At 53.1% G+C, this 26,064-nt stretch carries 14 protein-coding genes; 8 read left to right on the top strand and 6 right to left on the bottom strand.

Annotated features, from left to right (window positions below; all coding sequences use genetic code 11):
• Positions 1-18: 18 nt before the first annotated feature.
• The gene (locus tag AMR42_RS11435; protein WP_099533588.1) at positions 19-5,454 is read right to left on the bottom strand and encodes an ATP-binding sensor histidine kinase; all 5,436 of its coding nucleotides are present in this window, start codon (positions 5,452-5,454) and stop codon (positions 19-21) included.
• Between the two features lie 821 nt (positions 5,455-6,275).
• On the bottom strand, positions 6,276-7,373 hold the full coding sequence (locus tag AMR42_RS11430; RefSeq protein ID WP_099533587.1) for a Fe(3+) ABC transporter substrate-binding protein: 1,098 nt from the start codon (positions 7,371-7,373) through the stop codon (positions 6,276-6,278).
• A 361-nt stretch (positions 7,374-7,734) separates the two neighbouring features.
• Here AMR42_RS11430 and AMR42_RS11425 point away from each other — a divergent pair, with 361 nt between their 5' ends.
• Positions 7,735-8,853 carry an LD-carboxypeptidase gene (locus AMR42_RS11425; protein WP_099533586.1) on the top strand — a complete coding sequence of 373 codons (1,119 nt, stop codon included), beginning with the start codon at positions 7,735-7,737 and terminating at the stop codon, positions 8,851-8,853.
• Between the two features lie 74 nt (positions 8,854-8,927).
• On the opposite strand, the gene AMR42_RS20465 is transcribed toward AMR42_RS11425, so the two are convergent.
• Complete coding sequence (locus AMR42_RS20465) at positions 8,928-9,089, bottom strand: hypothetical protein (RefSeq protein WP_158234455.1); 162 nt, start codon at positions 9,087-9,089, stop codon at positions 8,928-8,930.
• A gap of 281 nt (positions 9,090-9,370) precedes the next feature.
• Between AMR42_RS20465 and yvcK the strand changes: the two genes are divergently transcribed.
• Both yvcK and AMR42_RS11415 read left to right on the top strand, forming a co-directional pair.
• Complete coding sequence (gene yvcK / locus AMR42_RS11420; RefSeq protein WP_234406959.1) at positions 9,371-10,708, top strand: gluconeogenesis factor YvcK family protein; 1,338 nt, start codon at positions 9,371-9,373, stop codon at positions 10,706-10,708.
• Between the two features lie 508 nt (positions 10,709-11,216).
• The gene (locus AMR42_RS11415; protein WP_099533585.1) at positions 11,217-12,884 is read left to right on the top strand and encodes an iron uptake porin; all 1,668 of its coding nucleotides are present in this window, start codon (positions 11,217-11,219) and stop codon (positions 12,882-12,884) included.
• Between the two features lie 551 nt (positions 12,885-13,435).
• Here the strand turns inward: AMR42_RS11415 and AMR42_RS11410 are convergent.
• The 3 genes from AMR42_RS11410 to dapB form a co-directional block, all read right to left on the bottom strand.
• Positions 13,436-14,887: a tetratricopeptide repeat protein gene (locus tag AMR42_RS11410; protein ID WP_099533584.1), complete on the bottom strand. Its 1,452-nt coding sequence runs from the start codon at positions 14,885-14,887 to the stop codon at positions 13,436-13,438.
• A 300-nt stretch (positions 14,888-15,187) separates the two neighbouring features.
• A complete protein-coding gene (locus tag AMR42_RS11405; RefSeq protein WP_199858161.1) occupies positions 15,188-16,135 on the bottom strand; it encodes a phosphate ABC transporter permease in 948 nt (315 codons plus the stop codon).
• A 99-nt stretch (positions 16,136-16,234) separates the two neighbouring features.
• Entirely contained in the window at positions 16,235-17,062 is an 828-nt protein-coding gene (gene dapB, locus AMR42_RS11400; protein WP_099533583.1) for a 4-hydroxy-tetrahydrodipicolinate reductase, read from the bottom strand.
• Between the two features lie 515 nt (positions 17,063-17,577).
• Between dapB and AMR42_RS11390 the strand changes: the two genes are divergently transcribed.
• The 5 genes from AMR42_RS11390 (at position 17,578) to AMR42_RS11365 (ending at position 26,061) form a co-directional block, all read left to right on the top strand.
• On the top strand, positions 17,578-19,860 hold the full coding sequence (locus tag AMR42_RS11390; RefSeq protein ID WP_099533581.1) for an adenylate/guanylate cyclase domain-containing protein: 2,283 nt from the start codon (positions 17,578-17,580) through the stop codon (positions 19,858-19,860).
• On the top strand, positions 19,847-21,091 hold the full coding sequence (gene bioF / locus AMR42_RS11385) for an 8-amino-7-oxononanoate synthase (RefSeq protein ID WP_099533580.1): 1,245 nt from the start codon (positions 19,847-19,849) through the stop codon (positions 21,089-21,091). The genes AMR42_RS11390 and bioF overlap by 14 nt, the downstream gene beginning before the upstream one ends.
• Before the next feature lie 227 nt (positions 21,092-21,318).
• A complete protein-coding gene (gene gyrB / locus AMR42_RS11380) occupies positions 21,319-23,256 on the top strand; it encodes a DNA topoisomerase (ATP-hydrolyzing) subunit B (protein ID WP_099533579.1) in 1,938 nt (645 codons plus the stop codon).
• A gap of 128 nt (positions 23,257-23,384) precedes the next feature.
• Entirely contained in the window at positions 23,385-25,457 is a 2,073-nt protein-coding gene (locus AMR42_RS11375; protein WP_099533578.1) for an N-6 DNA methylase, read from the top strand.
• Between the two features lie 214 nt (positions 25,458-25,671).
• Positions 25,672-26,061 (top strand): type II toxin-antitoxin system VapC family toxin, encoded by a 390-nt coding sequence (locus AMR42_RS11365; RefSeq protein ID WP_099533576.1) that lies wholly within the window; start codon positions 25,672-25,674, stop codon positions 26,059-26,061.
• The last annotated feature ends 3 nt before the right edge of the window (positions 26,062-26,064 follow it).

The following is a 26,064-nucleotide window of genomic DNA, read 5'->3' as shown; positions in this document are numbered from 1 at the left end:
TGCGCAATTGATTACAGGTTAATTGGGACGCTCGATCGGTAAGCCAATCACAAATTCTGTCCCCTGACCAACCGTTGATTTCGCCTCCAAGCTGCCCCCATGGATATCCACCACAATTTGGCGGGCGATCGCCAATCCTAGCCCCGTTCCGCGACCCACTGCTTTAGTCGTAAACGCCTGGTCAAAAATCTTGCCGATAATTTCCTCAGGGATTCCCACCCCGTTATCAGCGATCGTGACTTGAACAGTTGCTTGGTCGGACGTGACGCGAATGGAAATTGCCTGAGCAGCGGCGGTTAATGCTGCAAAACTATGCCCTTGACTGGCCTCATCCAACGCATCGATCGCATTGGCTAACAAATTCATAAACACCTGGTTCAGTTGCCCCGGAAAGCAATAAATTTCGGGCACTGGATCGTAATTGGTGGCCACATGAATCGCTGGTCGGTGATCGTTGCCCTTCAGACGATGGCGCAAGATTAAAACTGTGCTGTCAATGCCTTCACGCACATCAAACAATTGCTTGCTTTCCGTATCCGCTCGGGAGAAGGTTCTCAAACTCTTGCTGATGGCACGGATTCGATCGCCACTTTCCTTCATGGCCCGAATCAGTTGCATGGCATCATCGCGCACATAGTCCAAATCCACTGCTTCCAATTCCGCTTGAATTTGGGCGCTGGGATTCGGCAACTCTTGAGCATAGAGATCTAGCAAGCCCAGGAGATCCTCAATATAGATTTGGGTTGCGTCAATGTTGCCAATAATGCAGCCGATCGGGTTATTAATTTCGTGGGCTACCCCTGCCACTAAACTTCCCAAAGCGGACATTTTTTCACTTTGAACTAGCTTTAATTGCGCTTGCTGTAAGTCCGTGAAAGACTGTTGTACCTGCTGATAAAGCTTGGCATTGTTGAGAGAAATGGCCGCTTGCGTGCAAAGGAAGTTGAGAATAATCACTCGATCATTGGTGAAAACTCCAGCAGTTAGCCGATTTTCCAAATACAAACAACCCAATAATTGCCCCTGATTCAGGATAGGCAAACAGAGGACGCTCTTCGGTTGGTGTTGATTTAAGTAACTTCCGATTACTGGTAAATCCGTAACCAAATCATCAATAACAATCAGTTCTTGGGTATTTTTTACATACCGAATGAGCTTGGCCGGCACTTGACTGTGATCGGTTAAAGGATCATTTCCCAGTTGGGTTGATTTCAGTGTGGCCGTAGCACGCACTTGCCAGCTTCCACGATCATCAGCCAACACCAAAACGCAGCGTTCTGCTCCGGAATTTTGCAAAATAATTTGCGTGAGTTGACCCAACAATTCTTCTAATTGAATAGTGCTAGAAAGGGCCTGTGACGCTCGCAAAATGCTAGCAAAGTCCAAGGTTTGATTAAGCCGAGCGCTGCTAGCACTTTTGCGCGTACTGCTGTGGATGGTCGGGTTAACCGAAGTAAGGGTCATCAACGTGTTGAGAAAGTCAACCGAGGTGGAACTCGCCTGAAGAATTGGTCGCAACAATTTGGGATAGCGAATTTCCAGATCTCGAATTTTGGCTTTGGCTCCCCAGCGGGCATAGCAATAGTAGGCTTCCTGGAGGTAAACGGCGGCAATTTTCTCCTTACCCCAACTCATATAAAACTTCGCAGCCAGTTCATTGGCCAGGGCCTCTTCCTGAAGATAGCCCATGCCTTTGGCGTTGGCGATCGCCCAATCATAGGACTCGATCGCCTCAGGATATTGATTGGTGAGGCGATCGGTTTCCGCCTTCACCAAAAAGTAAAGGTGCAAGAAGTTTTCGGGACAGTTATCGGCCCAAATTTTGAGCTGATCACGATAGCGAATAATAGTTGTCCAATCCCTAGCTTTTTGTTCTTCAGGGGTTTGCTCATATCGAGCCGCTAAGAGCAGTGCATAAACAAAACAGTGATGAACATAGGGCAATAGTCCTTGAGGAGCCACATTAATAATTTCTGATTCCGCCTGCTGACCGTAATAATAGGCCTCTTCCAGTTGATCAAAAATCAGAAGAACTTGAGTGCGCAGGATATTAAAAATGCAAATAACTTGCCAGTTTTTGTGGATCCGGCATTGCTCTAAGTAGGCTAGCTCTGACTGAATTTTGCCCCAGCCGATCGATAAATCCGTTGGGTCATACTCCGGGTCTAGGAGATTGGCAACCACCGACAGACCCCCTAACATCAGATCGATCGCCCACTGATTTTTATGCTTGCGACTAAAGTTTAAATATTCTGTAATTTCATCAAATAGTTGATCTAGGGGCAGGCTTTGATAAAACCGGCAATACATGTTGTGACCAAAAGCATAGGCCGCGTATTGCAAATTACTCGATTCCAGCCCCACTCGATAGGAAGATAGATAATCTTCCGTGGCGATTTTGAGGGGATCTGACCAATGGCGTAAGGAACTACCAATCATCAGATAAGCCACACTTTCAGCGGACTTATTATTAAAAGCCTGAATTAGCTGAAGGGTAATATCCAGTAATTGATCAGTGCCTTGATAGTTATTCAAGGCATAGCCCCGCAGCCCACCAAAAGCCGGGTAGATATAGCCAATTTCCGGTGTATTGCCATACTGCAAACAAAGATTCACTGCCTTGGCACAAATGACCGACCACAGCCGTTGATGGGAGCGATAGGTGGGCGGCCCCATGCTAATTAACAGCTTGATCGCCATTTTTTGCTCCGGCTCAGTCATGATCGGCAACTGAGTCAGCACCTCAAAGGAATTATGATTGGCCAATGTTTTTGCTTGGCCTAATTCCTGGGCTAGGGCCGCTTCCAAGTGATCAACAGGCAGATCAATATCTAGGAGGGCTAAGCCTTGACGGCCCGCTTGAATCGCTTCGGGATATTTGGCTTGCAAGGTATATTGCAAGATCGACATATTGTAAACATCGGCTTTTTCTAAGGAAGTTTTCGCCTTGCCCAAGGCTCTTTGAATCCAGATTTCTGCTGCTTCCAGGTTGCCATTCAAATATTCAACTTCTGCCCGTTCTTTATCGAGCCTAAAACTGAGGTCATAGTCCTTTTGGGCGATCGCCTCTGGTAACAACTCGATCGCCGTGCGAATATAGGTTAATGCGGCGGCATAGGCGGTGGCGGCTTTGGCCTTGCAACCGGCTAAGAAATTTAATTGGGCTAATTCTCGCTGTTGGTTGGGTGCTGCAATGAGCGCTTGACCCACGTTGAGGTGGTTAACAATTTCAAAGATCCGCTCTTCCCGATCGCGCTCTGAAAGTTGCTCCAACAGTAACCGACCCACACAAAGATGGGTTGCCTGTTTTTGGTCGTCATCAATCAAGGCATAGGCTGCCTGTTGAACACGATCGTGCAAAAAGCGATAAACAGCCCGATCGCTCACTGTGGTTTCTGTTTCCGTTGCCTCTGGGGTTTCTTGACCTAAATAGAATTTATAAACCTCGCTCTGGGGCAAAATTAATCCCTCTTGCAGCGCTTTCCAGAGGGCTGCGGCGGTCTCCGTTTCTGACTGTTCAGAAACAATGGCCAAGGTGCTCAAATCAAACTGGTTGCCAATACAAGCGGCTAGCTTCAAAACTCCTTGGGTAACCGTAGGCAACTTCTGAAGCTGCAAGGCCATAAATTCCACCACATTGTCCGTTAAAGACAGGGTGCTGATGGGTGCTAAATCGCATTCCCAAACGCCTTGCTCTCGGTCAAACAAAATATAGCCATCTTCTTTGAGAGCCTTCAAAAATTGGGCCGTAAAGAAAGGATTTCCTTGAGTGCGAAGATAAATTAGCTCCGTCAGCAGGCGCGATCGATCCAAGCCGCAATGCAAAGTTTCCGCCACCAACTGGTTAGTATCGCGAAACCCTAGGGGAGCAAGGGTGATTGTTTGCAGCGTGACCTCTGCTTTTTTCAGTTCCTCAATGGTCAGCATTAACGGATGGGCAGACGAGACTTCATTGTCTCGATAGGTTCCCAATAGCAAAAGATAGGGATGACCATCCATCAAAATCTTAATCAGTTGCAAAGAGGCCGAATCAGCCCACTGCAAATCATCCAAAAATAAAACCAGGGGATGGGTCGCTTGGGTAAAGATTTGGAGGAAATTCTGAAAGAGCAAATTAAATCGATTTTGCGCCGCCGCGCCGGATAACTCCGGAGCCGGTGGTTGCGAACCAATAATCCGCTCTAGCTCAGGAATCACGTCAATCAGTACCTGCCCGTTGGTTCCCAGGGCCGTCAAAATTTTCGTGCGCCATTGGGCAAGTTGTTGGTCAGATTCCGAGAGAAGCTGCCCCATCAAATCTCGAAACGCTTGAACAAAGGCCGAAAAAGGAATATTGCGATTAAATTGATCAAACTTTCCCTTAATGAAGTAGCCCCGTTGCCGCACGATCGGCTTATGGACTTCACTAACTACGGCAGTTTTGCCAATGCCGGAAAATCCCGCCACTAACATTAATTCCGAGGCTCCCTGGGCCACGCGATCGAACGCATCTAAAAGGGCTTGAACTTCTGTGTGGCGACCATAAAGTTTTTCGGGAATCAGGAATCGATCGTTTAAGTCCCGATCGCCCAAAGAAAAAACCGCCACCCGCCCTTGAAGGGCATATTGGTTGAGACAATGCTCCAGGTCATGCTTCAACCCCAAGGCACTTTGGTAGCGATCTTCCGCATTTTTGGCCATCAACTTGTTGACAATTGCCGCCACCATGCCAGGAACCTGAGGGTTCAACACATCCACCGCTGGCGGAATTTGCGTCATGTGGCAATGAATTAGCTCCAGCGGATCTTGACCCTTAAACGGTAATTCCCCCGTCAACATTTGATAGAGCGTGACTCCTAGGGCGTAAAAATCAGCTCGATAATCGATCGCCCGGTTCATGCGCCCCGTTTGTTCTGGAGCCAAATAGGCGAGGGTTCCCTCCAGGCTTTTAGGACTTTGGAGGGATTGCGTTTCCTTCGGCAGCAGAGAAGCAATTCCAAAGTCAATTAACTTGACTTGCTTGGATGTGGGGTCAATGAGAATATTGGTTGGTTTAATATCTTTATGAATAACTCGATATTGATGCAATTCATGGAGAATTTCAACCAAACGAACTGCAATTCCTAGAATTTCAACGAGAGTGACTGTATTGTCTTGAAGATATTGAGCAAGGGAAATTGCTCCAAAATCTTCCATCACCAACCCATATCCATTGCCGTAGGGAATGAGGCTAAGGGGGTGAACAATACCATCAATGGGTAAGTTTTTGGTGACCGTATATTGATTGCGAAACTGGACTAATTCTGCAAAACTTGGATATTCCTGAGACAGAACTTTAATGATGACCGACCGCTGGGTTGCCTTTTCCACTGCGCGATAGACCAGTGTTCTTGTGCCTTCATACATCAGCTCAAGAATCTGGTATGCCGGAAGATGGGCGATCGCTGGGTTGGTGGAACCGGGCGCACTCGTCATGGGTTCAGACTCAGGGGAAGTAGTGTTACGGGAATTTCATCAGAAGCCCGAAACTTGAGTTTAGGTCACTGTCCTAGTTACTGCTTTAGTATAAAGAAAAATTTTGATTTGCCATCCCTCACTCCTGACCAAACTGGCTTTTAAAATGAGGGTTGACTAAACCAATTCTCATTTAGCTTGATCAGATTTTTGCCATTTTGAGAGACCGAGACTGTAAACAAAAACCTTCATTGTCTCGTTTCAGATTTTGATCAAGAAAGTGAGATGACTGTCATTATTGAACGAAATGATTCTGAATGAATTTCAGATGCTTTCTCAGATAATTGTAATATTTCTTCAATATTTTCTAAAGATTTTGCCCTGACGAGATCAACAGATTAACCATGAATTGAGACCAGTCTGTAACTTTTTTGACATTGAAAATTTAAATTTTGAATCAATTTTCAGGGATTATGAGTTTCCGCCTCAGCAACCTGGCTAAAAAAGCTACATTGCGCCTGCGGAGATAGCACGAATTGGCTTGGCAAACGCAAGCTGCAACTGAGCGATCGACAATAGCTCACTAGTTAGCAAAATTCAGTGACTTACTGAAAGACCTGCTGAAACGATTTCGTGGCAGTTTGCACAAGGGACGCTGGATTTTTGATCCGATGACTGGATCTCATGGATCAATTTAATAAGTTAAGTTAATTAGTCAATTTGATTGAGTGATCGAGCGGCAATGGCCATGAACCCATGACCACCCCCGCAGGGTCTGAGGCTCGAAGGCGCTCAAAACCAGAGGAAGCGATCGGGGAGCGGGTTCCTGGCCCATGGCAACGTTACTTCCAACCGGCGCGATCGAGCAGTTTGAGCGCCACCTCGTTGTTGCGGCCAAAGGTGGTGGCGCTCACGGTGGATTCCTTGAAGGTTCCCAGCTTGGCCAACTCCGGATCTAAAGCCACGCCCTTCAGCACGGGATATTCATTGTTGCCCTGGGCAAAGAGTTCTTGGGCTTCGGGACTCAGCAGATATTCCATGAACTGAATCGCCCCTTCGGGGTTGTGGGCATTTTTCACCAAGCCCACGCCGCTGATGTTGATGTGGGTTCCCCGATCGCCCTGGTTTGGGAAACAGACTCCAATTCGTTGGAAGGCGGTGCGCTCTTCCGGTTTGGTGGACTTGGCCAAACGCACCAAATAGTAAGTGTTGGAAATGGCGATCGAACCAATGCCCGCTGCACAGGACATGATTTGTGCCGTGTCATTGCCTTCCGGTGGCCGCGCAAAATTCGCCACCATGCTGCGGGCCCATTGTTCCGTCTTGGCCTCGCCATGGACAGCAATCATTTCCCCCACCCAGGACAGGTTGTAGATGTTGCTGGAGGTGCGCACCAAAATTTGGCTGCGCCACCGGGCATCGGCCAGCGCTTCATAGGTGCTGAGTTCCGAGGGTTGCACCTTTTCCTTGTTGTACATAATCACGCGGGCCCGCTTCGACAGGGCAAACCACTGGCCTTCCGGGTGGCGCAAATTTTCTGGAACCGCGCTGTAAAGGCTGGGGGACTGGGTAGCAGTCACCGGTTGCAACAGGCCTTCTGCCGAAGCCCGCCATAATCGCCCCGCATCCACCGTTAACAGCAAGTCCGCTGCGCTATGGCTGCCCTCTGCTTGGATCCGCTCAATGAGCTTGTCGGCATCATCGGAGATATATTCGATTTTGATGCCGGTTTTGCGTTCAAATCCTTCATAAACAGCCTTGTCGCTGTCGTAGTGACGGCCGGAATAGAGCCGCAACACTTTTTGGCTGGATCCATTGCTGGAACTGCCGTTGGCGTTGTTGGAAGTGGATGAAGATGGGGTGCAACCCTGGGCGATCGCAACGGCGGCGGTGGCCATTGAGCTGGTCGCCAAAAAGGCGCGGCGGGTCAAACGTCTCATGGAAGCTGGCAATGTCGGGTTGATGAAAATCCGGTTCGGGGTGGTTGTCAGTCTGCGCAGGGAGATCGGCTGTTTTCGTGACCCCATTCCCGGGCCTGCCCCGAGGGCACTGAGCGCCTGGGATGGTGGGTCGATCGAGGATTGCTGATGACTGCTGGCGATCGCACCTCGGCCGGATAATCGGCGTTTTAATTGAAATATGAGCCTAGCATTATTGCAATTAATTCTCAGTCTAGCTTAACAAAAGATTGTCTGAAGCCAGGACTGGGTAATGGATGATCATGGAATTATGAAATGAATTACTAATCAGGCTGCGGAGCCGTTCTCATTTCTATTCATAACTTTTTTCAAAAAGCGATTAATGATGATCAACCATGGGCGATCGCGCCGGTTTTGGCTGAGGGGTTTGGGTGCTCTGGCCCTGGCTACGCAAATCGACGGCCGATCGCTGGCCAGGGCGGCAGATTCTCCCTTGTCGCCATTGCCAACGGCTAACCCGGTGCGGCCTCTGCTGCGGCCGCGATCGCTCCGGCCCGGCGACACGATCGCGATTGTGGCTCCGGCGGGGCGCGTTGCGGCAGCCGACCTACAGCAGGGCTGGCAGTGGTTGACTCAGCAAGGATTTCGGCTGGTTCCGGGGCGACATTTATTCGATCGAGATGGTTACTTGGCCGGGCGCGATCGGGACCGGGCGGCGGATTTAAACCGGGCCTTTGCCGATCCGCAAGTGGCAGCAATTATTTGTGCGCGCGGTGGGTGGGGCTGTGCGCGGATTTTGCCCTTGCTGGATTGGGAGTTGGCGCGATCACACCCCAAAATTCTCCTGGGCTTCAGCGACATCAGCGCCCTGTTGTTGGCCTATTACGAGCGATCGGGCTTGGTCACGTTCCATGGCCCCGTGATCGCTTCTCGCTGGAATGCGTTTTCCACAGCCGCTTGGCAACAGGTTTTGATGGCAGGGACAGCGGCCACCCTCCAAAATCCGCCCCAGCAAACCCACCGAGTGATTCACCCCGGCCAAGCCCAGGGCCCCTTGGTGGTGGCGAATCTGTCGGTGTTGGCGGCCATGGTGGGATCCACCTATCTTCCCCAGTGGGCGGGCAAAATTTTGGTGGTGGAAGAGGTGGGCGAGCCGGTCTATCGGGTCGATCGCCTGTTGTCGCAACTGAAGCTGGCGGGTTTGCTGGATCAGTTGGCGGGGTTCGTGTTTGCCCAATGCACGCGCTGCGAGAGTCCGGGCGATCGGGAGCCGGCCCTTTCCCTCAACCGCGTGCTGGATGATTGGATTCGCCCCTTGGGAATTCCCAGTTGGCAGGGGTTGGCCCTGGGCCATGTGCCCGACAAGCTCACCCTCCCGATCGGGATTCCGGTCGCGATCGATGCCGAGCGGGCCACGCTGCAATTACTGGAAGCCCCTGTGGAATTGCGGGAACCTCTCGCGGCAAATTTGACGGCCAATGGGTTGCGATCGATGGGTTGAACTGGTCTCGCCGCACGAACCAGACCGACTGACCAGCAGCCAGCATTCCCAGCCATGCCAGCCCACCGAGCGGGCTACTCATCCCGGGATCCAATCCGCAACGCGCTATCCTCATGGAAATTACGACGGTTGGAAACGGTTAATTCCGTTGCTCGCCATTTTAGCCCGCCCGTTTGCGGATCCAGGCTGGGTCGATCGGGATTCAGGATTAGCGGATTAATCACCGGCTCAATCACCGCCAACAACGGGGATCCATGGGTGTTAAGCCTACGTCCTTAAAGATGTTCTTGAATACGTGCTTGAAGGAGACGGTAGCCATTGGCCAGAACCCGATCCCCCACCAATGGTTTAATTCCCCTGCATCCCGGTAACTGCTGCCGTTGCCGCCGTTGTGGCCCCAGTGCTTGTTGTTGATTCTGCTTGCCTTGGCTTCGTTTGTCCGTTTTTCCCCACCTTTCCCTTGAAGAATCGACTGTCCTACTCAACCGTTCACTGGCTCAGCAGCCTACCGCGAGCCATTTTGCAGCGCCGCGCTCCCAAACGGGTTAACCAATGGGTGAAGTGGCTTGCGCCGGGTTTGTTGGTCAAGCGCTGGCTGTTGACCAGTGCGAGCGGGGCGGTATTGGTGTGGTTTGGGGCGGCCATTTGGACAAAGCAAACCCCGGTGTTTTACACCACTCAGTTCTTGCAAGAGTTTGTGGGGCGCTTGGCCACTCTAATTCCCAATAATGTTTCTGGGCCGCTGGTGTTGGCGGGGGGGTTGGGGTTGGTGTTGTGGGGACAAACACGCACCCTGGGAACGATCGCGGAAGTGCTGATGCCCGATGGGGATGAGGAGTTGATCGATCGCCTCTTGACCCATCGGCGGCTGAATCGGGGGCCGCGCATTGTGGCGATCGGGGGTGGCACGGGTCTCTCAACCCTGTTGCGAGGCCTCAAGCAATACAGCGCCAACATCACGGCCATTGTGACGGTGGCGGATGATGGCGGATCTTCAGGACGGCTGCGGCGCGATTTTGGGGTGCTGCCACCGGGAGATATTCGCAATTGCTTGGCGGCCCTATCGGCGGAAGAGCGGCTGATGACGGCTTTGTTTCAATATCGCTTCACCACCGGCAGCGGGCTGGCGGGCCACAGCTTTGGCAACTTGTTTTTGACGGCCATGAGCGACATCACGGGAGACTTGGAACAGGCGATCGATGCCAGTTCCCAAGTCCTGGCGGTGCAGGGGCGGGTGTTGCCGGCCACGCTGGAGGATGTGGTGCTCTGGGCTGAGCTAACCGATGGCCGTTACGTGGAGGGCGAGTCGAACATCAGCGAGGCCCATGGGCAAATTGCCCGCATTGGTTGCACGCCGTCTAATCCCCGGGCCGTGCCCCGGGCGATCGAGGCGATCGAGTCGGCGGACTACATCATCATTGGCCCCGGCAGCCTCTACACCAGCGTGATCCCCAATCTGTTGGTTCCAGAAATTACTGAGGCGATCGCCCGTTGTCCGGCTCCTCGAATCTATGTGTGCAACGTGATGAGCCAACCGGGAGAAACGGAGGGCTACACCGTTTCGGATCACATCCGGGCGATCGACCAGGCCTGTGGTCACAAATTGTTTGATGCGGTGTTGGTGCAAAAAAATCCCCCATCCCCCAAAACCCTCGATCGCTATGCCCGCGAACATAGCCACCCCATTCAGCTCGATCGGGAAGCGGTGGCGCGTCTGGGTCGCCGGATCGTGATTGCCAACGTCATTGACGAAGATCCCCACACGGGCCTGATTCGCCACCACTCGGGCAAGTTAGCCCGCGTGCTGCTCCGTTGGTTCGATCGCGCTGCTGCCCACAATCTCGAGAATTCTTAGGGCCAATCGCGCCGTTGCCCTGGGGCCAAAATCGCTGATGGGCTGGATCGGGTTGAGCGGCGCGAAGGAGTCGATCGCTTGAAACGGCTCGATCGGCTCCATATCCAATCAAAATTCATGCCCTTGAACCTACTGCACCTGTCGGCTGGGGACTGGCTGTTGCGGGGGTTGTTTTGTAATTTTGAACGTTTGATCCCAGTAATTTCACGTAGAATTTACATCACCCTATTGAGATCTAAAATCAATAATATTTTGTCTTTGTTCTGCCTTAGATCGATCTAGAATTCGCTAGAATGACGATCAAAACTGATTCATCGCCGCTTAATTATCTTTTCATAAATCAGATTGAGAATCATTATCTTTTTGATGGATGCGAAGGGATTTGGCTGTGGGCTGGTGACCCTGGAAGGGCAGTGATTTTGAGAAATTGCTGCCAGCTTTTGATGGTTAAAGGCTGGGGATGAATTCAGTTTGCAATGGACTCAGATTTTTCGTGTGAGGTTTGCATATGTCTCGGTTCCATTGGCGATCGCGCTTAACCCCGATCGCTGCCCTGGCCCTGTTGGCGGCGGCTCCCGCTGCACCGGCCTTAGCCCAATCCGTTAATTCCACTAGCCCTGACTTGGCCAATCCCGACTCGATCGGGGCCGTGGCCGACACCAGCGAGCTGATCAACGACCTCAACCAATACGGCCAAGAGGGACGCAACCGCCGCGCCAGCAGCGCCGATCAGGTCACCTCCGTCTCGCAACTGTCGGACGTGCAACCCACCGATTGGGCCTTCCAAGCCCTGCAATCGCTGGTTGAGCGCTACGGTTGCATTGCCGGTTATCCCGACGGAACCTACAAGGGCAACCGGGCCATGACCCGCTACGAGTTCGCGGCCGGTTTGAATGCTTGCCTCGATCGAATCCAAGAATTGCTCGTGACCAACGTGGCCGACTACGCCACCAAGGCCGATCTAGAAGTCCTGAAGAAATTGCAGGACATGTTCAAGACCGAGCTGGCCGCCCTGCGGGGTCGCGTAGACACCCTGGAAGGTCGGATCTCTTACCTGGAGAAAACCCAATTCTCCACCACCACCAAGTTGACCGGGAACGCCATCCTTGGTTTGCAAGGGGGAACCCTCACGGGCGATGACGACGACAGCAACGCCGAAAACGTCACCTTCAGCAATCGGGTGCGACTGGTGTTCAACACCAGCTTCACGGGCCAAGACACCCTGACCACCCGTTTGGAAACCAACAATGTTCAGAATCCGCTGAACGATGTGACGGGCTTGGGTTCCCTGAGCTACGGCGACGGCAACAGCAACCAAATCAGCCTGACCTATTTGGGCTATCGCTTCCCGATCGGGGAAAAAGTGGAAGCCCTGGTGGGAACTACCGGGTTGGATTTGGATGACATCCACGACACCCACAACCCCTTCCTCTATGGCGATGGTTCCGGGGCCCTGTCGCGATTTGGCGATCGGCCGCCCGTGTTGCGTCAACCGGCCGATGCTGGGGTGGGCTTTGTTTGGAGTCCCAGCGATCAATGGTCGATCGGGGCCGCCTACATGGCCGGCAACGCCGCCAGCCCCAGCGATGGCAGCGGTCTTTTTGGCGGTAGCTACAGCGCCAGCGCCAGCTTGAACTACAAGAGCAGTGACAGCCGCTTCAGCGCCGGCCTGTTCTTTGCCCACAGCTACTACTCCAACGACGATTACCAATACGCCGACGAAGACTTGGGCCTGTTGGGTCGCACCGGCACGCGCCGCACAATCAACCCCTTTGGCGACCATTCCGCGATCAGCAACAGTGTTGGCCTGCAAGCTAACTATCTGTTCTCGCCCAAGGTGGGCTTGAACGGTTGGGTTGGTTACACCAAGGCGGAAGATGCCCAAAGCGACGACAGCATCGACGTGCTGAACTGGGCTGTGGGTTTGGTCTTCCCCGACTTGGGCAAAGAAGGCAACCTGGGATCCTTGTTGGTGGGTCAGCCGCCGACGGTGATCAGTGCGGATGGCGTGGAAGAGGACGATGAAACGCCGATCCACGTGGAAGCGCTCTACCGCTGGGCCGTGAACGACTTCATTTCGATCACTCCGGGGGTGATTGCGGTGTTCAATGCGGACACGGGCAACGACAACAACACGGCCATCTTGGGCGTGGTGCGCACCGAGTTCAGTTTCTAGGTTCCTGGTGCTCCTGACCCAAAATCAGGGTTTGAACGATCAATTAGGGCGAATGGTTCGATCGTTAAACTTGAGCACAAAACTTGAGCACAAACCGGATGATGACCCAAATTACGGGAGAGAAGCGATTGAGGTGATTGGTGTTGTGGAAACTGCTGAAATCGGCTGAAGCCGGATCAATGGCGGTTGCTAAATATCCAGTGGCTCGATCGACTCACGACCCGTGATTTTGTCCAAATTCCCAATCATTCATGGAATCATCGTTGCCCAATTTTTGAATGATTTTTTCGTTCTTTTATCCTCACCTTTTTGACGAACTGCGATCGGGCGATCGCAGTTTTTTTGTTGAAAACCTCAGTCACAGTAATAAGGGGATTAAGCCCCTTGCTGTCTAACGATCTGGTAACAGCAACAGCTAGTAGGGTGGGCAGTGCCCACCTCATAATTGCTTTATGGCATCTGTAATATGACGTACCAATCGTTCTAGGTAAAGGCTGTAACTACAAATAATAATTATTGACTAAGGGATTCATCATTCCAACGACCAATCGCTACGATCGCCCGTTTTGGTAGAAGCTAGCCAGCTTGTTCGCGAGGGCCATTTTTTGGCTGGTGCAGTCCGTTTCGCGCATTCGGCGGCGCAGCAGTTCCGTGGCGCTATACATCAGGGCTTGAGCTTGGTCTGCATTACCCAGGGCCCGATACGTGTCGATCGCCCCTTGGGCCGCTTCTAAATACCAATCTGGATGGCGATCGGGCGTGAGGAAATTGAGGGCTTGCTCAAAACAGAGCCGCGCCTCTTGCAAGTAGGGGAAGGCATCGGAGTGGCGCTGGCCTTCATCCACATGGGCCCGACCCTTGTGATAGTGCAAAATGCCGCAACCGAGGGCATAGTCTGGGGCTTGACGATCGAGGGAGTCGATGCCCTGATTCCAGTTTTTGAGGGCGGCCGCATAGCCGTGGAGCCGCCAAAGGACACAGCCCCGATTTGCCCAAGATTTCCAGTGACTGTTTTGGGTGAGTGCCAAGGCGCGATCGAACGCGGTCACCGCCTCGCCTAATTGCCCCAGACTGTCCAAGGTGAGGCCACAGTTATTCCACACATCGGGATTATTCGGATCGCTGGCCAAAGACTGGTGAAAGGCTTCCAGGGCTTCCTGGTGGGCCTGTTGGCTATCGAGGGCAATGCCTAGGTTATTCCAAGCTTCGGCATATTGAGGATCCAGGTCGATCGCCCGTTGATAGGCCTCGCGGGCTTCCTGGGTGCGGCCCAAATCTTCGAGCAAGTTGCCACGATAGTTCCAGGCTTCCTTGCAATGGGGATCGATCGACAGGGTGCGTTCAAAGGACTCCAGGGCTTGGGCCCGTTGACCGAGCTTTTTCTGAAGCATTCCCCGGGCGAACCAGGCCGTGCTGGCGGTGGGTTGCAACTCCAAAGCCCGTTCATAGGCGGCGGCAGCCTCGCCCCAGCGGTCTAGGGTTTGCAGCAACCGTCCACAATCGAGCCAGGCATTGACAACGTTGGGATCAATGGCCAGGATGTGGCGATAGGCGGCGAGGGCTTCCTCGTGGCGCTCCATGGCAGCGAGGGCATGGCCATAGTTCCCCCAAAGATCCATTTGGTGCGGAATTCGTTGCAGGAGTGCCTCCAGTTCCGGGAGAGCTTCGGCATAGGCCTGGGCCCCCACAAGGGCGATCGCCCGGCCGTGGCGAGCAACGGTTAAGTCAGATTGGATATCGAGGGCCCGTTCAAAGGCTTCGATCGCCCCAGGATAATTGCTGGCTTCGAGCTGCTGAAGCCCCAGATCCAACCACTGCTGCAACAACCAGTCCGCAGAATGCTCGGGCATGACGGTTACTTCGCTAACCATCTCCTCTGGGGGCACTGGGGGCAACCAATCCGCTCCCCCAATTGCCCCGGGCGCAAGATGTGGCGGCCCAAATAGGGTCACCCCGGGCGACGATGCACCATTAAACGGATCGGAAAAGGATAGGGGTTCCACAGGCTGATCGACGAGCTAACGCGCGATAGGGATCCAAAAGACGGAATTCAGCGAGGTTAGGCGATCGAGCGGTTTCGGGTGACAAGGGGCGATCGGGGATCGTTAGGGTCAGTCAAGCACGCTCATGTTGACATCAGGAATACCAAGCTCAACCCATTCCGTCAATTCCCTAGCCGACAAATTGACCCAACTGTCAGCAGTTCCTGGGATTTAGCGAGCATTCTGGGCAGTAGGGTCTGTTTTGATCGACTTTGATCGACGGTTGGGGCTTTTTTGTGTTGTTGGGGCCGTTTTCAGGTTCTAGCGGCGGCGACGGGGGCGATCGCGGCGATCGTCCTCAAAGTTCTCGAAATCGCTGTTCTCAAAGTCATCTTCAAGATCATCAAACCGCCCGCGCCCCTCGGAGGCATCACGCCGATCATAACGGGCCAGGGCCCGATCGCGCGGATCCGGGCGGCGGGCTAAGCCGGTCTCCTGGCTTGGGGCCGGACGGCTGGGCCGACGCGATCGACGATTTGGCGGTGGGTCGCTCAGCTCCCGGCTCACCTCCTCAAAGGCTTCCCGTTGCAACAGGGGATAGTCACTGATCCAAACTTGGCGATCGGGGATATAAAAATCAGCCACTTGGGCCACTCGTCCCAAATCGGGGCGATCGGACAAAATCAGGGTTTGGGCTCGCATTCCCGGCTTAATACCCTTGTGTTCACGACGCAGCGGAGCTTGCAAACGGGTTTCAAATCCCGTCTCATCGCCCACTTCCAAGTTGAGGCAACGCTCCCGGTTTTCCACAATCACCAACTCGCCCTGGCGGTTCACCGTTTCCTCTTGACCCACCAGTTCTTCGGTCACATAAACATCCAGAATTTCACCTTCCCAAAAACCGCAATAGCCGAATTTGCGCACCTTGCCATTGCGGAGGCTGGCCCAATAGATGGGGGCCCAAAACCAATAGAGCGCTGCCGCAAAGCCCAGCACAAACCAAATGGGCCCCGTCGCATCGCCCGTGGCTAGGCTGCCCAACCAGGTCACCACCATGCCCACCACGGAAATGGCCAGGCGGCGAATGAAGTCCGCCGGCCGCCCCCAATAGAATTGGTATTGCGGATAGGTGGCGATCGAGGGAATCAGTCGATCGAAAGCGTCACGGGTCAGCGGAACCAGCATAGGTTGTTCGGAGGCGGTTCTGAGGAAGTTTCTGAGGAAGTCACTGAGGCGAGTGGACAAGGTTAAGCCATCGGAGGGCAACACCAGTCGCCCTCACAAGGGGCTGAAGCCCCTTGCTGCCTAGTGATCGGGTAACGGCAACGGCCATTGGCCTTGACCGATCGACATCAGGTTGTCGCGCTGCTACAGCAGTTTTTCAAGACCATAAACCAAGCACTTCAGGTCAATCAGCTTCCGAATTGTCAGCAACACACCGGGCATATAACAGGCCCGATCGCTCGTGTCGTGGCGCAGCGTGTAGATTTGGCCCGGCGCACCAAAGATCACCTCCTGGTGAGCAATGAGACCCGGCAAGCGAATGCTGTGAACATTGATATTGTCGCCGGCCAAGCTGCCCCGCGCACCGGGAATCAATTCCTTTTCCTCCACTTGTGCCGGATTGAAGGTTTTGCCCAATCCAGACATTAGTTGCACCGTTTGCAGGGCCGTGCCGCTGGGTGCGTCGGCCTTTTGGTTGTGGTGCAGCTCAATGATTTCCACATGATCGAAATATTGGGAGGCTTGAACCGCAGCCTGCTGAAGCAACACCATCCCGATCGAGAAGTTGGGAATGATAGCGCAACCGGTGCTGGCCTTGTCGGCAAATTCCGCCAACTCGCGCACCTGTTGCTCACTCAGCCCCGTTGTGCCGATCGCGGGTCGAATGCCATAGGCGATCGCCGATCGCGCATTTTCATAGACCGAACTGGGGTGCGTGAAATCCACCATCACGCCTAACTGTCGCTCTTGGGCCGCCATGGCCAAAGTCGCCTCTAGCTGATCCAAAATCGGCACTTCCAAGGGGCCGCAACCGACCACTTCGCCCACATCCTGGCCCACTAGCTCCGGCGCGCGATCGACCGCCCCAATGAGGGTCATATCGGGCGCAGCCGCCACCGCCTTCACCACCTCACGGCCCATCTTGCCAGCCGCACCAACCACCACTACTGGAATTGGGGAATTTTGAGTCATGCCCATTCACCGCCGCGTTAAAGACAAACAGAATCAGTCAACCAAATCAAACCAACCAAGACCAACAACCTAAAACAAATGGGCAACCTAAAACAAACTCCTGCCATAAACCAACCCCTGAAATTTGTCAGCCCCCGAAAATCAGCCAGCAAGGACCGGCAAGCCACCCCGAACCCGCCCAAAACTGCTACCCAGACCAGGGCCAATGTTCACGCTTCGCTCACAGTCGATCGAGTATTTTCAAAGCACCGTATTAATTGCTACCTGGCTGACTTTGGGGTCTGAAGATGCTGTGGAGCGCTCTTTGCGTTGCAATTTGGTCATATTAGACCCGAAAATATCTATTCTTCGCAAGAATAGCGACTAGGGGCAAGCATAATCAGCCAAACCATAACCGTGATTATGCGGAAAATGATCCAAGAATGCTTCCTCGCCAGAAGCTGGGTCAGCGATAAGATATTGGTAGTTTGCCGTGATGCGGCTTCGTTTGCGCCTCAGCTTTTGAGGAGAGCCTTGTGACTTTCTCGATCGACCCGTCTGCCGAGAGTTTGCCCGACGGTGCAGAGAGACCCGTTCTGCGTCCTGATTGGTCGGTGGCCCGCTCCAGTCTGTTGATCGTGGACGATCGAACGGACGATCGCACTCTTTTGCATCGACTTCTAGCGCATGAGGGCTATCACATCCTGCTGGCGGATAATGCCCATCAGGCTTGGCAGCAACTGAAGCACCATACCTTTGACCTCATCCTGTTGGATGTGTATCTGCCCGATCGCAGTGGCTTTGCCCTTTGCGAGGAGCTGAAAGCCAACCCAAAAACTGCCGATATTCCGATTATTTTTACTGGCAGCTCTGATGGCGGCTCCAATGGCAGCTTAGATAAAATTCAAGCCTTCAAGGTGGGTGGCGTTGACTATTTAATCAAGCCCTTTGCCCTTGAAGAAGTTTTGGTTCGAGTCAATACACACCTGAAAATTCAGCGAGCTGCCAAGCTGGTTGCCGAACAAAACCAGCGGCTAATCGCGGAAGTGGCGGAACATGAAAAAACCGCCGCCATTCTGCAAGAACAAAAGCAATATTTACGCATTATTTTAGACAACATTCCTCAGCAAATTTTTTGGAAAAACGCTGACTTGGTTTTCTTGGGCTGCAATCGAAGTTGGGCAGAAGCATCCGGTTTAGGGGATCCCGAAAGTGTGATTGGCAAAACCGATCAGGACTTAATTGAAGATCCAGCCATTGCCGAACAATTTCGGGCCCAAGATCGCCGCGTGATTGAAACTAATCAACCCATTTCCCATCAACTATTACGCAAATATCGTCACGCTGAAGGGGGGCAGCCCATCTGGCTAGATTGCTACCGCGTACCGATTCACGACGAAGCGGGGCAAGTGATTGGGGTTTTAGGGGTTTTGGATGACATCACTGATCGCAAGTTGGCGGCCGATGCCCTGCAACAGGCGGAGGAAAACTATCGCAGTATTTTTGAAAATGCCCTAGAAGGGATCTTTCAAGCCACTTGGGAAGGGCGATTTATGAGTGTGAATCCGACCTTGGCCCGCATTTGTGGCTATGAATCTCCTCAGGAAATGATGGAATTAATCACCAATGTGGGTCAGCAGCTTTACGTGCGATCGCACCGGCGCGAAGAGTTTTTGGCCTACATGGCTCAATACGGAGAAGTATCCAATTTTGAGTCGGAAGTTTACCGGAAAGATGGCCGGCGAATTTGGATTTCTGAAACCGTTCGCAGTGTTTATGACGCTGGGGGCAAGTTTCTTTACTTTGAAGGCATGGTGCAAGAGATTACCGAACGTCGCAAAACAGAGCTGGAATTGCGACAACAACGGCAACAATCGGAGCAATTATTGCTGAATATTTTGCCCCAGAAAATTGCCCAGCGCCTGAAAATGCAACAGACGGCCATGGCCGATCGCTTCGAGTCGGCAACGGTGCTGTTTGCGGACATTGTGGGGTTTACGGAATGGGCTTCCCAAATTCAAGCGGCAGAGTTGGTGTCCTGTTTGAATGACATTTTTTCGGAGTTCGATCGCATTGCTGAACGCTATGGGGTTGAAAAAATCAAGACGATCGGGGATGCCTACATGGCCGTGGGGGGCGTGCCTTCGGCGCATCCTAACCATGCCATCAACACGGCGCGGATGGCGTTAGAAATGCAGCAGGCGATCGGGCAGTTTCAACGCAAAAATGGGCAAACCTTTCAGTTGCGAATTGGGCTGAATACGGGCCCCTTGGTGGCGGGGGTCATTGGCATTCGCAAGTTTATCTATGATCTCTGGGGCGACACGGTGAATATTGCTAGCCGGATGGAGTCCCAGGGGGAAGCGGCCAAAATTCAGGTGACGGCTTCCACGGCGGCCCTGTTGGGCGATCAATTTGTTCTAGAGCCGCGTGGCCCCTGGCAAGTGCGAGGACGCGGGGAAATGCTCACCTATTGGCTGGTGGGCGAGCGACCGCCAGCGCCGGATCCCGATTTTGCCCAACGAGCTGGTGAAAGCACTGGTGACCCAAGAATCAGTAGTCTGTATGCTCTGAACAATTTGAGTGATTTGAATAATTTGAGTACCTCGAATCCGGGTCATGCTGACCCCGATCGCTCGGATGAGGGCGATGGTCATACCGGTGATCAGCAAACTGGGGACAGTCCACGCGGGAATTCTGATTCAGAGGATGATCCCAAGGATTTGAATTCGATCGATCATAATGGGCAGACCCCTACCCATCCGGCCCGTTCTGGGGCTGGCCATGCCGTCGATCGCGCCACCGATGCCCATTCCTAAGACCGCTCCCAGTCCTTCCTCAACCGAATCCCCCTACGACTGGATGGCCCAGTCCCTCCAGACGATTCACCGGGCCCATTGGCATCGATCGCCCCAGATCCTGAGCGGTCGGCCGGGGGCCGTGGTGGAGCGCGACGGCCGCACCCTGATTAACTTCGCCAGTAATGACTACTTGGGGTTGGCGGGCGATGACCGGTTAATGGCCGCCGCGATCGAGGCGATTCAAACCAATGGAACCGGCAGCACTGGCTCACGGCTGATTACTGGCCAGCGAGCGTTGCACCGAGAGTTAGAACAGGCGATCGCCCAACTAAAACAGACCGAAGACGCGATCGTCTTCAGTTCCGGGTATTTAGCCAATCTGGGCACGATCGCCGCCTTGGTGGGCCCGCGAGATTTGATTTTGAACGATGCCTATAACCATTCCAGCCTGCTAGCCGGAGCCAAACTCAGTGGAGCCACGGTGGTGGACTATCGGCATGGCGACTTGCAGGATTTGGGCGATCGGCTCCAAAGCCACCGCTCCCACTATCGCCGCTGCCTGATCCTCACGGACACGGTGTTTAGTATGGATGGGGACTTGGCTCCCCTGCCGGAAATTCTGGACTTGGCGGAGGCCTTTTCCGCCATGGTGTTGGTGGATGAGGCCCACGGGACGGGGGTTTTCGGGGCCACGGGGGCCGGCTGCGTGGAGGCCCTGGGGTGCAGCGGGCGATCGCTGATTCAGATGGGAACCCTCAGCAAGGCCCTGGGCAGCTTGGGGGGCTATGTGGCCGGCTCGGCCACCCTCGTCGATTTTTTGCGCAACCGCGCCGCCAGTTGGATTTACACCACGGGCCTGTCACCCGCTGACACGGCCGCCGCCCTGGCTGCCATTCGGGTTGTGAACCAAGAACCCGATCGACGGGCCGCCCTTTGGCACAACACCCGATCGCTCCGTCAAGCCCTTCAGGATTGGTTAGCCACCCAGCCCACCGAACTCACCCAGGGCGATCGCGCCTATCGCCTACTGCCCAGCGAATCGCCTATTCTCTGTTTGCAAGTGCCCAACCCAGCCACCGTCAGCCAATTGGGGCGATCGCTCACGGAAGCCGGCCTGTGGGTCGGAGCCATTCGACCGCCCACCGTGCCCACCAGCCGCCTGCGCCTGACCCTGATGGCCACCCACCAGCCCGAACATTTAGCTCAACTCATGGCCGCCCTGCGATCGGCCATTCCCCCAGGAGCCTAAGGGGGAAATGGCTCCCCGCTGCAACCTTAGGAAGGCAAATTTCTAGGGCTGTTAGTGACCTTTCCAGGCATTTTTCAAGGTCAATCAATCCCAAGCCCAAATTCATAACAAGCGTACCCTGGCAACTCCTAGAACCCGTTTGTGCTAAAATCTTGGAATGTTTTGAAGTTATAGGGCTTTAGGCAAATTTAACCTGCCTAAGATGTCCAATCTGGAGCGGAGTGAGCATGACCAGCAACTATGGGGCAGATCAAATTCAGGTTCTTGAAGGGCTTGAACCTGTCCGCAAGCGACCGGGAATGTACATCGGCTCCACTGGGCCGCGCGGTCTCCATCATCTAGTTTACGAGGTGGTGGACAACTCGATCGATGAAGCCCTTGCTGGTTATTGCACCCACATTGAAGTGGATCTGAATGCCAACGGCTCCGTCACCGTCACCGACGACGGCCGCGGCATCCCCGTGGACATTCACCCCCAAACCGGCAAATCCGCCCTCGAAACCGTGATGACCGTGCTGCACGCGGGCGGCAAATTCGGCGGCGGTGGCTACAAAGTATCCGGCGGTCTCCATGGCGTGGGCGTGTCCGTGGTGAATGCCCTCTCGGAAGAAGTGATTGTTGAAGTCAAGCGCCTGAGCCAACGGCACGTTCAACGCTACAGCCGAGGCATCCCCCAAGGGCCCCTGACCAGCGAACCCAGCGACGATTCCCAAACGGGCACGCGGGTCACCTTTTTGCCCGATCGCGAAATTTTCATCACCGGCACAGAATTTGACTACGCCACCCTCGCCAGTCGGCTGCGGGAGCTGGCCTATCTGAATGCGGGCGTGAAAATCACCTTCAGCGATCACCGGCTGGAGCTGTTGCGCACCGAGCAACCCAAGGTTGAAACCTACTGCTATGAAGGCGGCATTCGGGAATATGTAGCCTATATCAACCGCGATCGCCTGCCCCTCCACGAGGAAATTCTCTACGTGCAAGGGGAGCGCGACGGGGTGCATGTGGAAGTGGCCATGCAATGGTCGATCGATGCCTACACGGACAACCTATTCGGGTTTGCCAACAACATTCGTACCGTGGATGGCGGAACCCACCTGGAAGGGTTGAAGGCCGTTTTGACCCGCACCATGAACGCGATCGCCCGCAAGCGCAACAAACTCAAAGATGGCGATGCCAACCTGGGCGGCGAACATATTCGGGAAGGCTTGACGGCGATTATTTCCGTGAAAGTGCCCGATCCAGAATTTGAAGGACAAACCAAAACCAAACTCGGCAACCCCGAGGTACGCGGCATTGTGGATTCCCTGGTGGGGGAAGTCTTCACGGAATATTTGGAGTTCCGGCCCGGCGTGGCGGACTCCATTTTGGAAAAGGCGATTCAGGCTTTTAATGCGGCCGAAGCGGCCCGCCGGGCCCGGGAATTGGTGCGCCGCAAATCGGTGTTGGAATCGTCGCCCTTGCCGGGTAAATTAGCCGATTGCAGCTCGAAGGATCCGTCCGAATCAGAAATTTTTATTGTGGAAGGAGACTCGGCAGGCGGTTCCGCCAAGCAAGGAAGAAACCGTCGATTCCAAGCCATTTTGCCCCTGCGTGGGAAGATCCTAAACATCGAAAAAACCGACGATGCCAAGATCTATAAAAACACCGAAATTCAGTCGCTAATTTCTGCCCTGGGACTAGGCATCAAAGGCGAGGAATTTGATGTTTCTCAACTGCGCTATCACCGGGTGGTGTTAATGACCGATGCGGACGTGGACGGGGCCCACATTCGCACCCTGCTGCTCACCTTTTTCTATCGCTATCAACGGGAATTGGTGGAGCAAGGTCACATCTATATTGCCTGCCCGCCCCTATACAAAGTAGAGCGCGGCCGGAATCATCAATATTGCTACAGCGATCGGGAATTGCAGCAGATTTTGGCGGGCTTCCCGGCCAATGCCAACTACAACATTCAGCGGTTCAAAGGTTTGGGTGAAATGATGCCCGATCAGCTTTGGGACACCACCATGAACCCGGAAACCCGCACCATGAAACGGGTGGAAATTGATGATGCGGCCGAGGCCGATCGCATTTTCACAATCTTGATGGGCGATCGGGTGGCTCCCCGCCGGGAATTTATCGAAACCTACGGGGCCAAGCTGAACCTCACCGATCTGGACATTTAGCCTGGGTCTTCAGGATTCATGAGGTAAGGATAGTGCCCATGGTTCCATCTCTATCCATTGTTGATTTGGTCTAAAAGCCAGATCATAATCTATCCTGATAGGGAGCTCGTTACCTGGGCCAGTCCTTTATGTCCTCTGTGGATTTACAAGCCGTTATTGCTGGAACTCAAGCAAGCCGAGTTGAGGCATTGCGGCAAATTCTTGGCTACCCACTGAAGCAGCGTGACCCAGGCGGCTCCCGATTCTGGTTTTTGCGTCCTGGTGCGGATGAAGGCGAAGCAGAAGAGACCTGCCCGATCGCCGTTGGCTTCTATGCTGAACTGAGCGAACAGACAGATGCTGGGATCAAGAAGTTCTTAACGGCAGAGGAGCAGCAGCGCGAGATCTACGGGCACTATACCGGGCGCATTATTCCGAATCAGCCTGTGATGTACCTGCTGTTGCCGGAATCTCCCCTTTCCCAGCTTGAGAGAAGGGCTGGGGGTGAGGGCGGGCGAGTGGCAATGATTCTCCCCACGGATGGAAAGCTACGGCAACGGCAGATTCAGACTTTTTCTTGGTCAGATCAGGATTTACAGGCACGGTTGAATCGACTCAGACAAGACACGCTGGCTCGAACGAACCGGGTGAAGGATACGGCTTTGTCTGTCATCCCGCTTGTGGAGTGGGTGTTTTACAAGCCGATCACCACTGCAAAGGAACTGGCTCAGAAGTTGGCTGAGGTGTCCCGCCGGATCGAGCGGGTGATTCCTGATGTCTACAGAGCGGAGCCAAACGATGGTTATTTAAAAGGGTTGCTGCGGAGTTTTCAGAAGGAGTTGCTGCCAACCCTGAAGCTAGAGCCTGAAAACGAGAAGGACTACAGCTTTGCGGATATTTATGCCCAGACGATCGCCTATGGGCTATTTACCGCCAGGGTGTTCAGCTACACGATTGACGAGCGGCGGAGACGAGACGAGGTAGATCCAGCCCGCAAGGAAACTGACTTTAACCGAGAAGATGCTTGGGAACTGCTGCCAGAGACGAACCCGTTTTTGCGTCGGTTGTTTCGGGATGTGTCAAAGGCGGTGGGTGAATATGACAGGGAAGCGGCTACTGCCCTACGGTCAGAAAAATCAGATGAATCACCTGTGATTGCCGATGAGTTGATTGATGCAATTTCCGAGGTGGTTAGTATTCTGCGGGCGGCGAAGATGGATGCCATCTTGGAGGATTTCCGAGCCAAGATGAACCGCGAGGACATCGTGATTCGGTTCTATGAAGACTTTTTGGCTGCGTATAAGCCCAAGATGCGGGAGAGGCGAGGGGTTTACTATACGCCAGAGCCAGTGGTGTCTTACATGGTGCGCTCTGTCGATATTTTGCTGAAGGAAAAGTTCAACAAGCCGTTGGGTTTGGCGGATCCAGAGGTGATGATTCTTGATCCAGCTTGTGGGACTGGAACCTTTTTGCTGTGGATTTTCCAACTCATCCACCAACGGTTTCAGGAGAATCCTGATGCTTTGACTGAGGGGCTAGAGGATCGATCGTGGTCAGGCTATGTGAAAGATCGGTTGTTGCCCCGAGTTTTTGGGTTTGAGTTGCTGATGGCTCCCTATGCGATCGCCCATCTCAAATTAGGATTATTTTTGGAGGAAGCAGGCTATGAGTTCAACAGCGGTAAGCGGCTGGGAGTTTATTTGACAAATACCTTGGATGAAGCGTTACAAAAATCAGAATCTTTGTTTGAAGAATTTATTGCGGAAGAATCGGATCAGGCAGCAGAAATTAAGCGATATAAACCTGTGATGGTGGTGGTAGGTAATCCCCCCTATTCAGTCAACTCTGCCAATAAAAGTGAATGGGTGACAACGCTAGTTCGTGATGCGTATTATCCTAAAGATGAAATGAAAGAGCAAAATCCTAAAATGTTACTTGATGATTACGTGAAATTTATCCGGTTTGGACAGTGGCGGATCGACCAAACAAAGCAGGGGATTCTGTCATTTATTACTAATCATGGCTATTTAGACAATCCCACCTTTCGGGGAATGCGCCGCAGCCTAGAGAAAAGCTTTGAGCAAATTTATGTGATGGATTTACACGGTAATACAAAGAAAAAAGAGGTGTCACCAGATGGATCTAAAGATCAAAATGTATTTGATATTCAACAGGGCGTTTCAGTTTGTTTATTCTTAAAGACACAGGAAGCAGAAGAATAACCACGATGAATTATCTACGAGCACAGTTGATTCAAAAAATCCAAGAAACTCCAGATGATTTACTCCAAGAGTTCTTGGATTTCCTAATGTTTATTAACCATAGGAAAACGCGCTTTTCTCGCAAGATTGATTCTTCCTATCCCCTACGAGGCTTGCCAGTGGAATATATTAATCCCACTGATCCTGTTGCCACTGACGATTGGGATATTTTGTCATGATTATTTTAGACACGCATATTTGGATATGGTGGGTACATGGAGATCCAAAACTTAGCCAATCAGCCAATCAAATTATTCAATCCCATGAATCTACCGGTTTGGGTATTAGTGTAATTTCCTGTTGGGAAGTGGCAAAACTGGTTGAATATCAACGACTCAAGCTACCCTGTGGGGTGTTGGACTGGCTGAATCAAGCCCTGGCTTATCCCGGCATAATATTATTAGAACTAACTCCTGAAATTGTGGTTACTTCAACTCAGTTAACTGGGTTTCATCGCGATCCTGCTGACCAAATGATTGTGGCAACCGCGCAGGTCTATAACTGTCCCTTGGTCACAGTAGATCTGAAAATCATTGGTTATCCAGCAATTCAAACCTTGTCTTGAACC

It is taken from the genome of Limnothrix sp. PR1529 (assembly GCF_002742025.1).
Taxonomy (GTDB): Bacteria; Cyanobacteriota; Cyanobacteriia; order CACIAM-69d; family CACIAM-69d; genus CACIAM-69d.
Note: the sequence above shows the minus strand (reverse complement) of the source record. Positions and strands in the feature narration are given on the sequence as shown.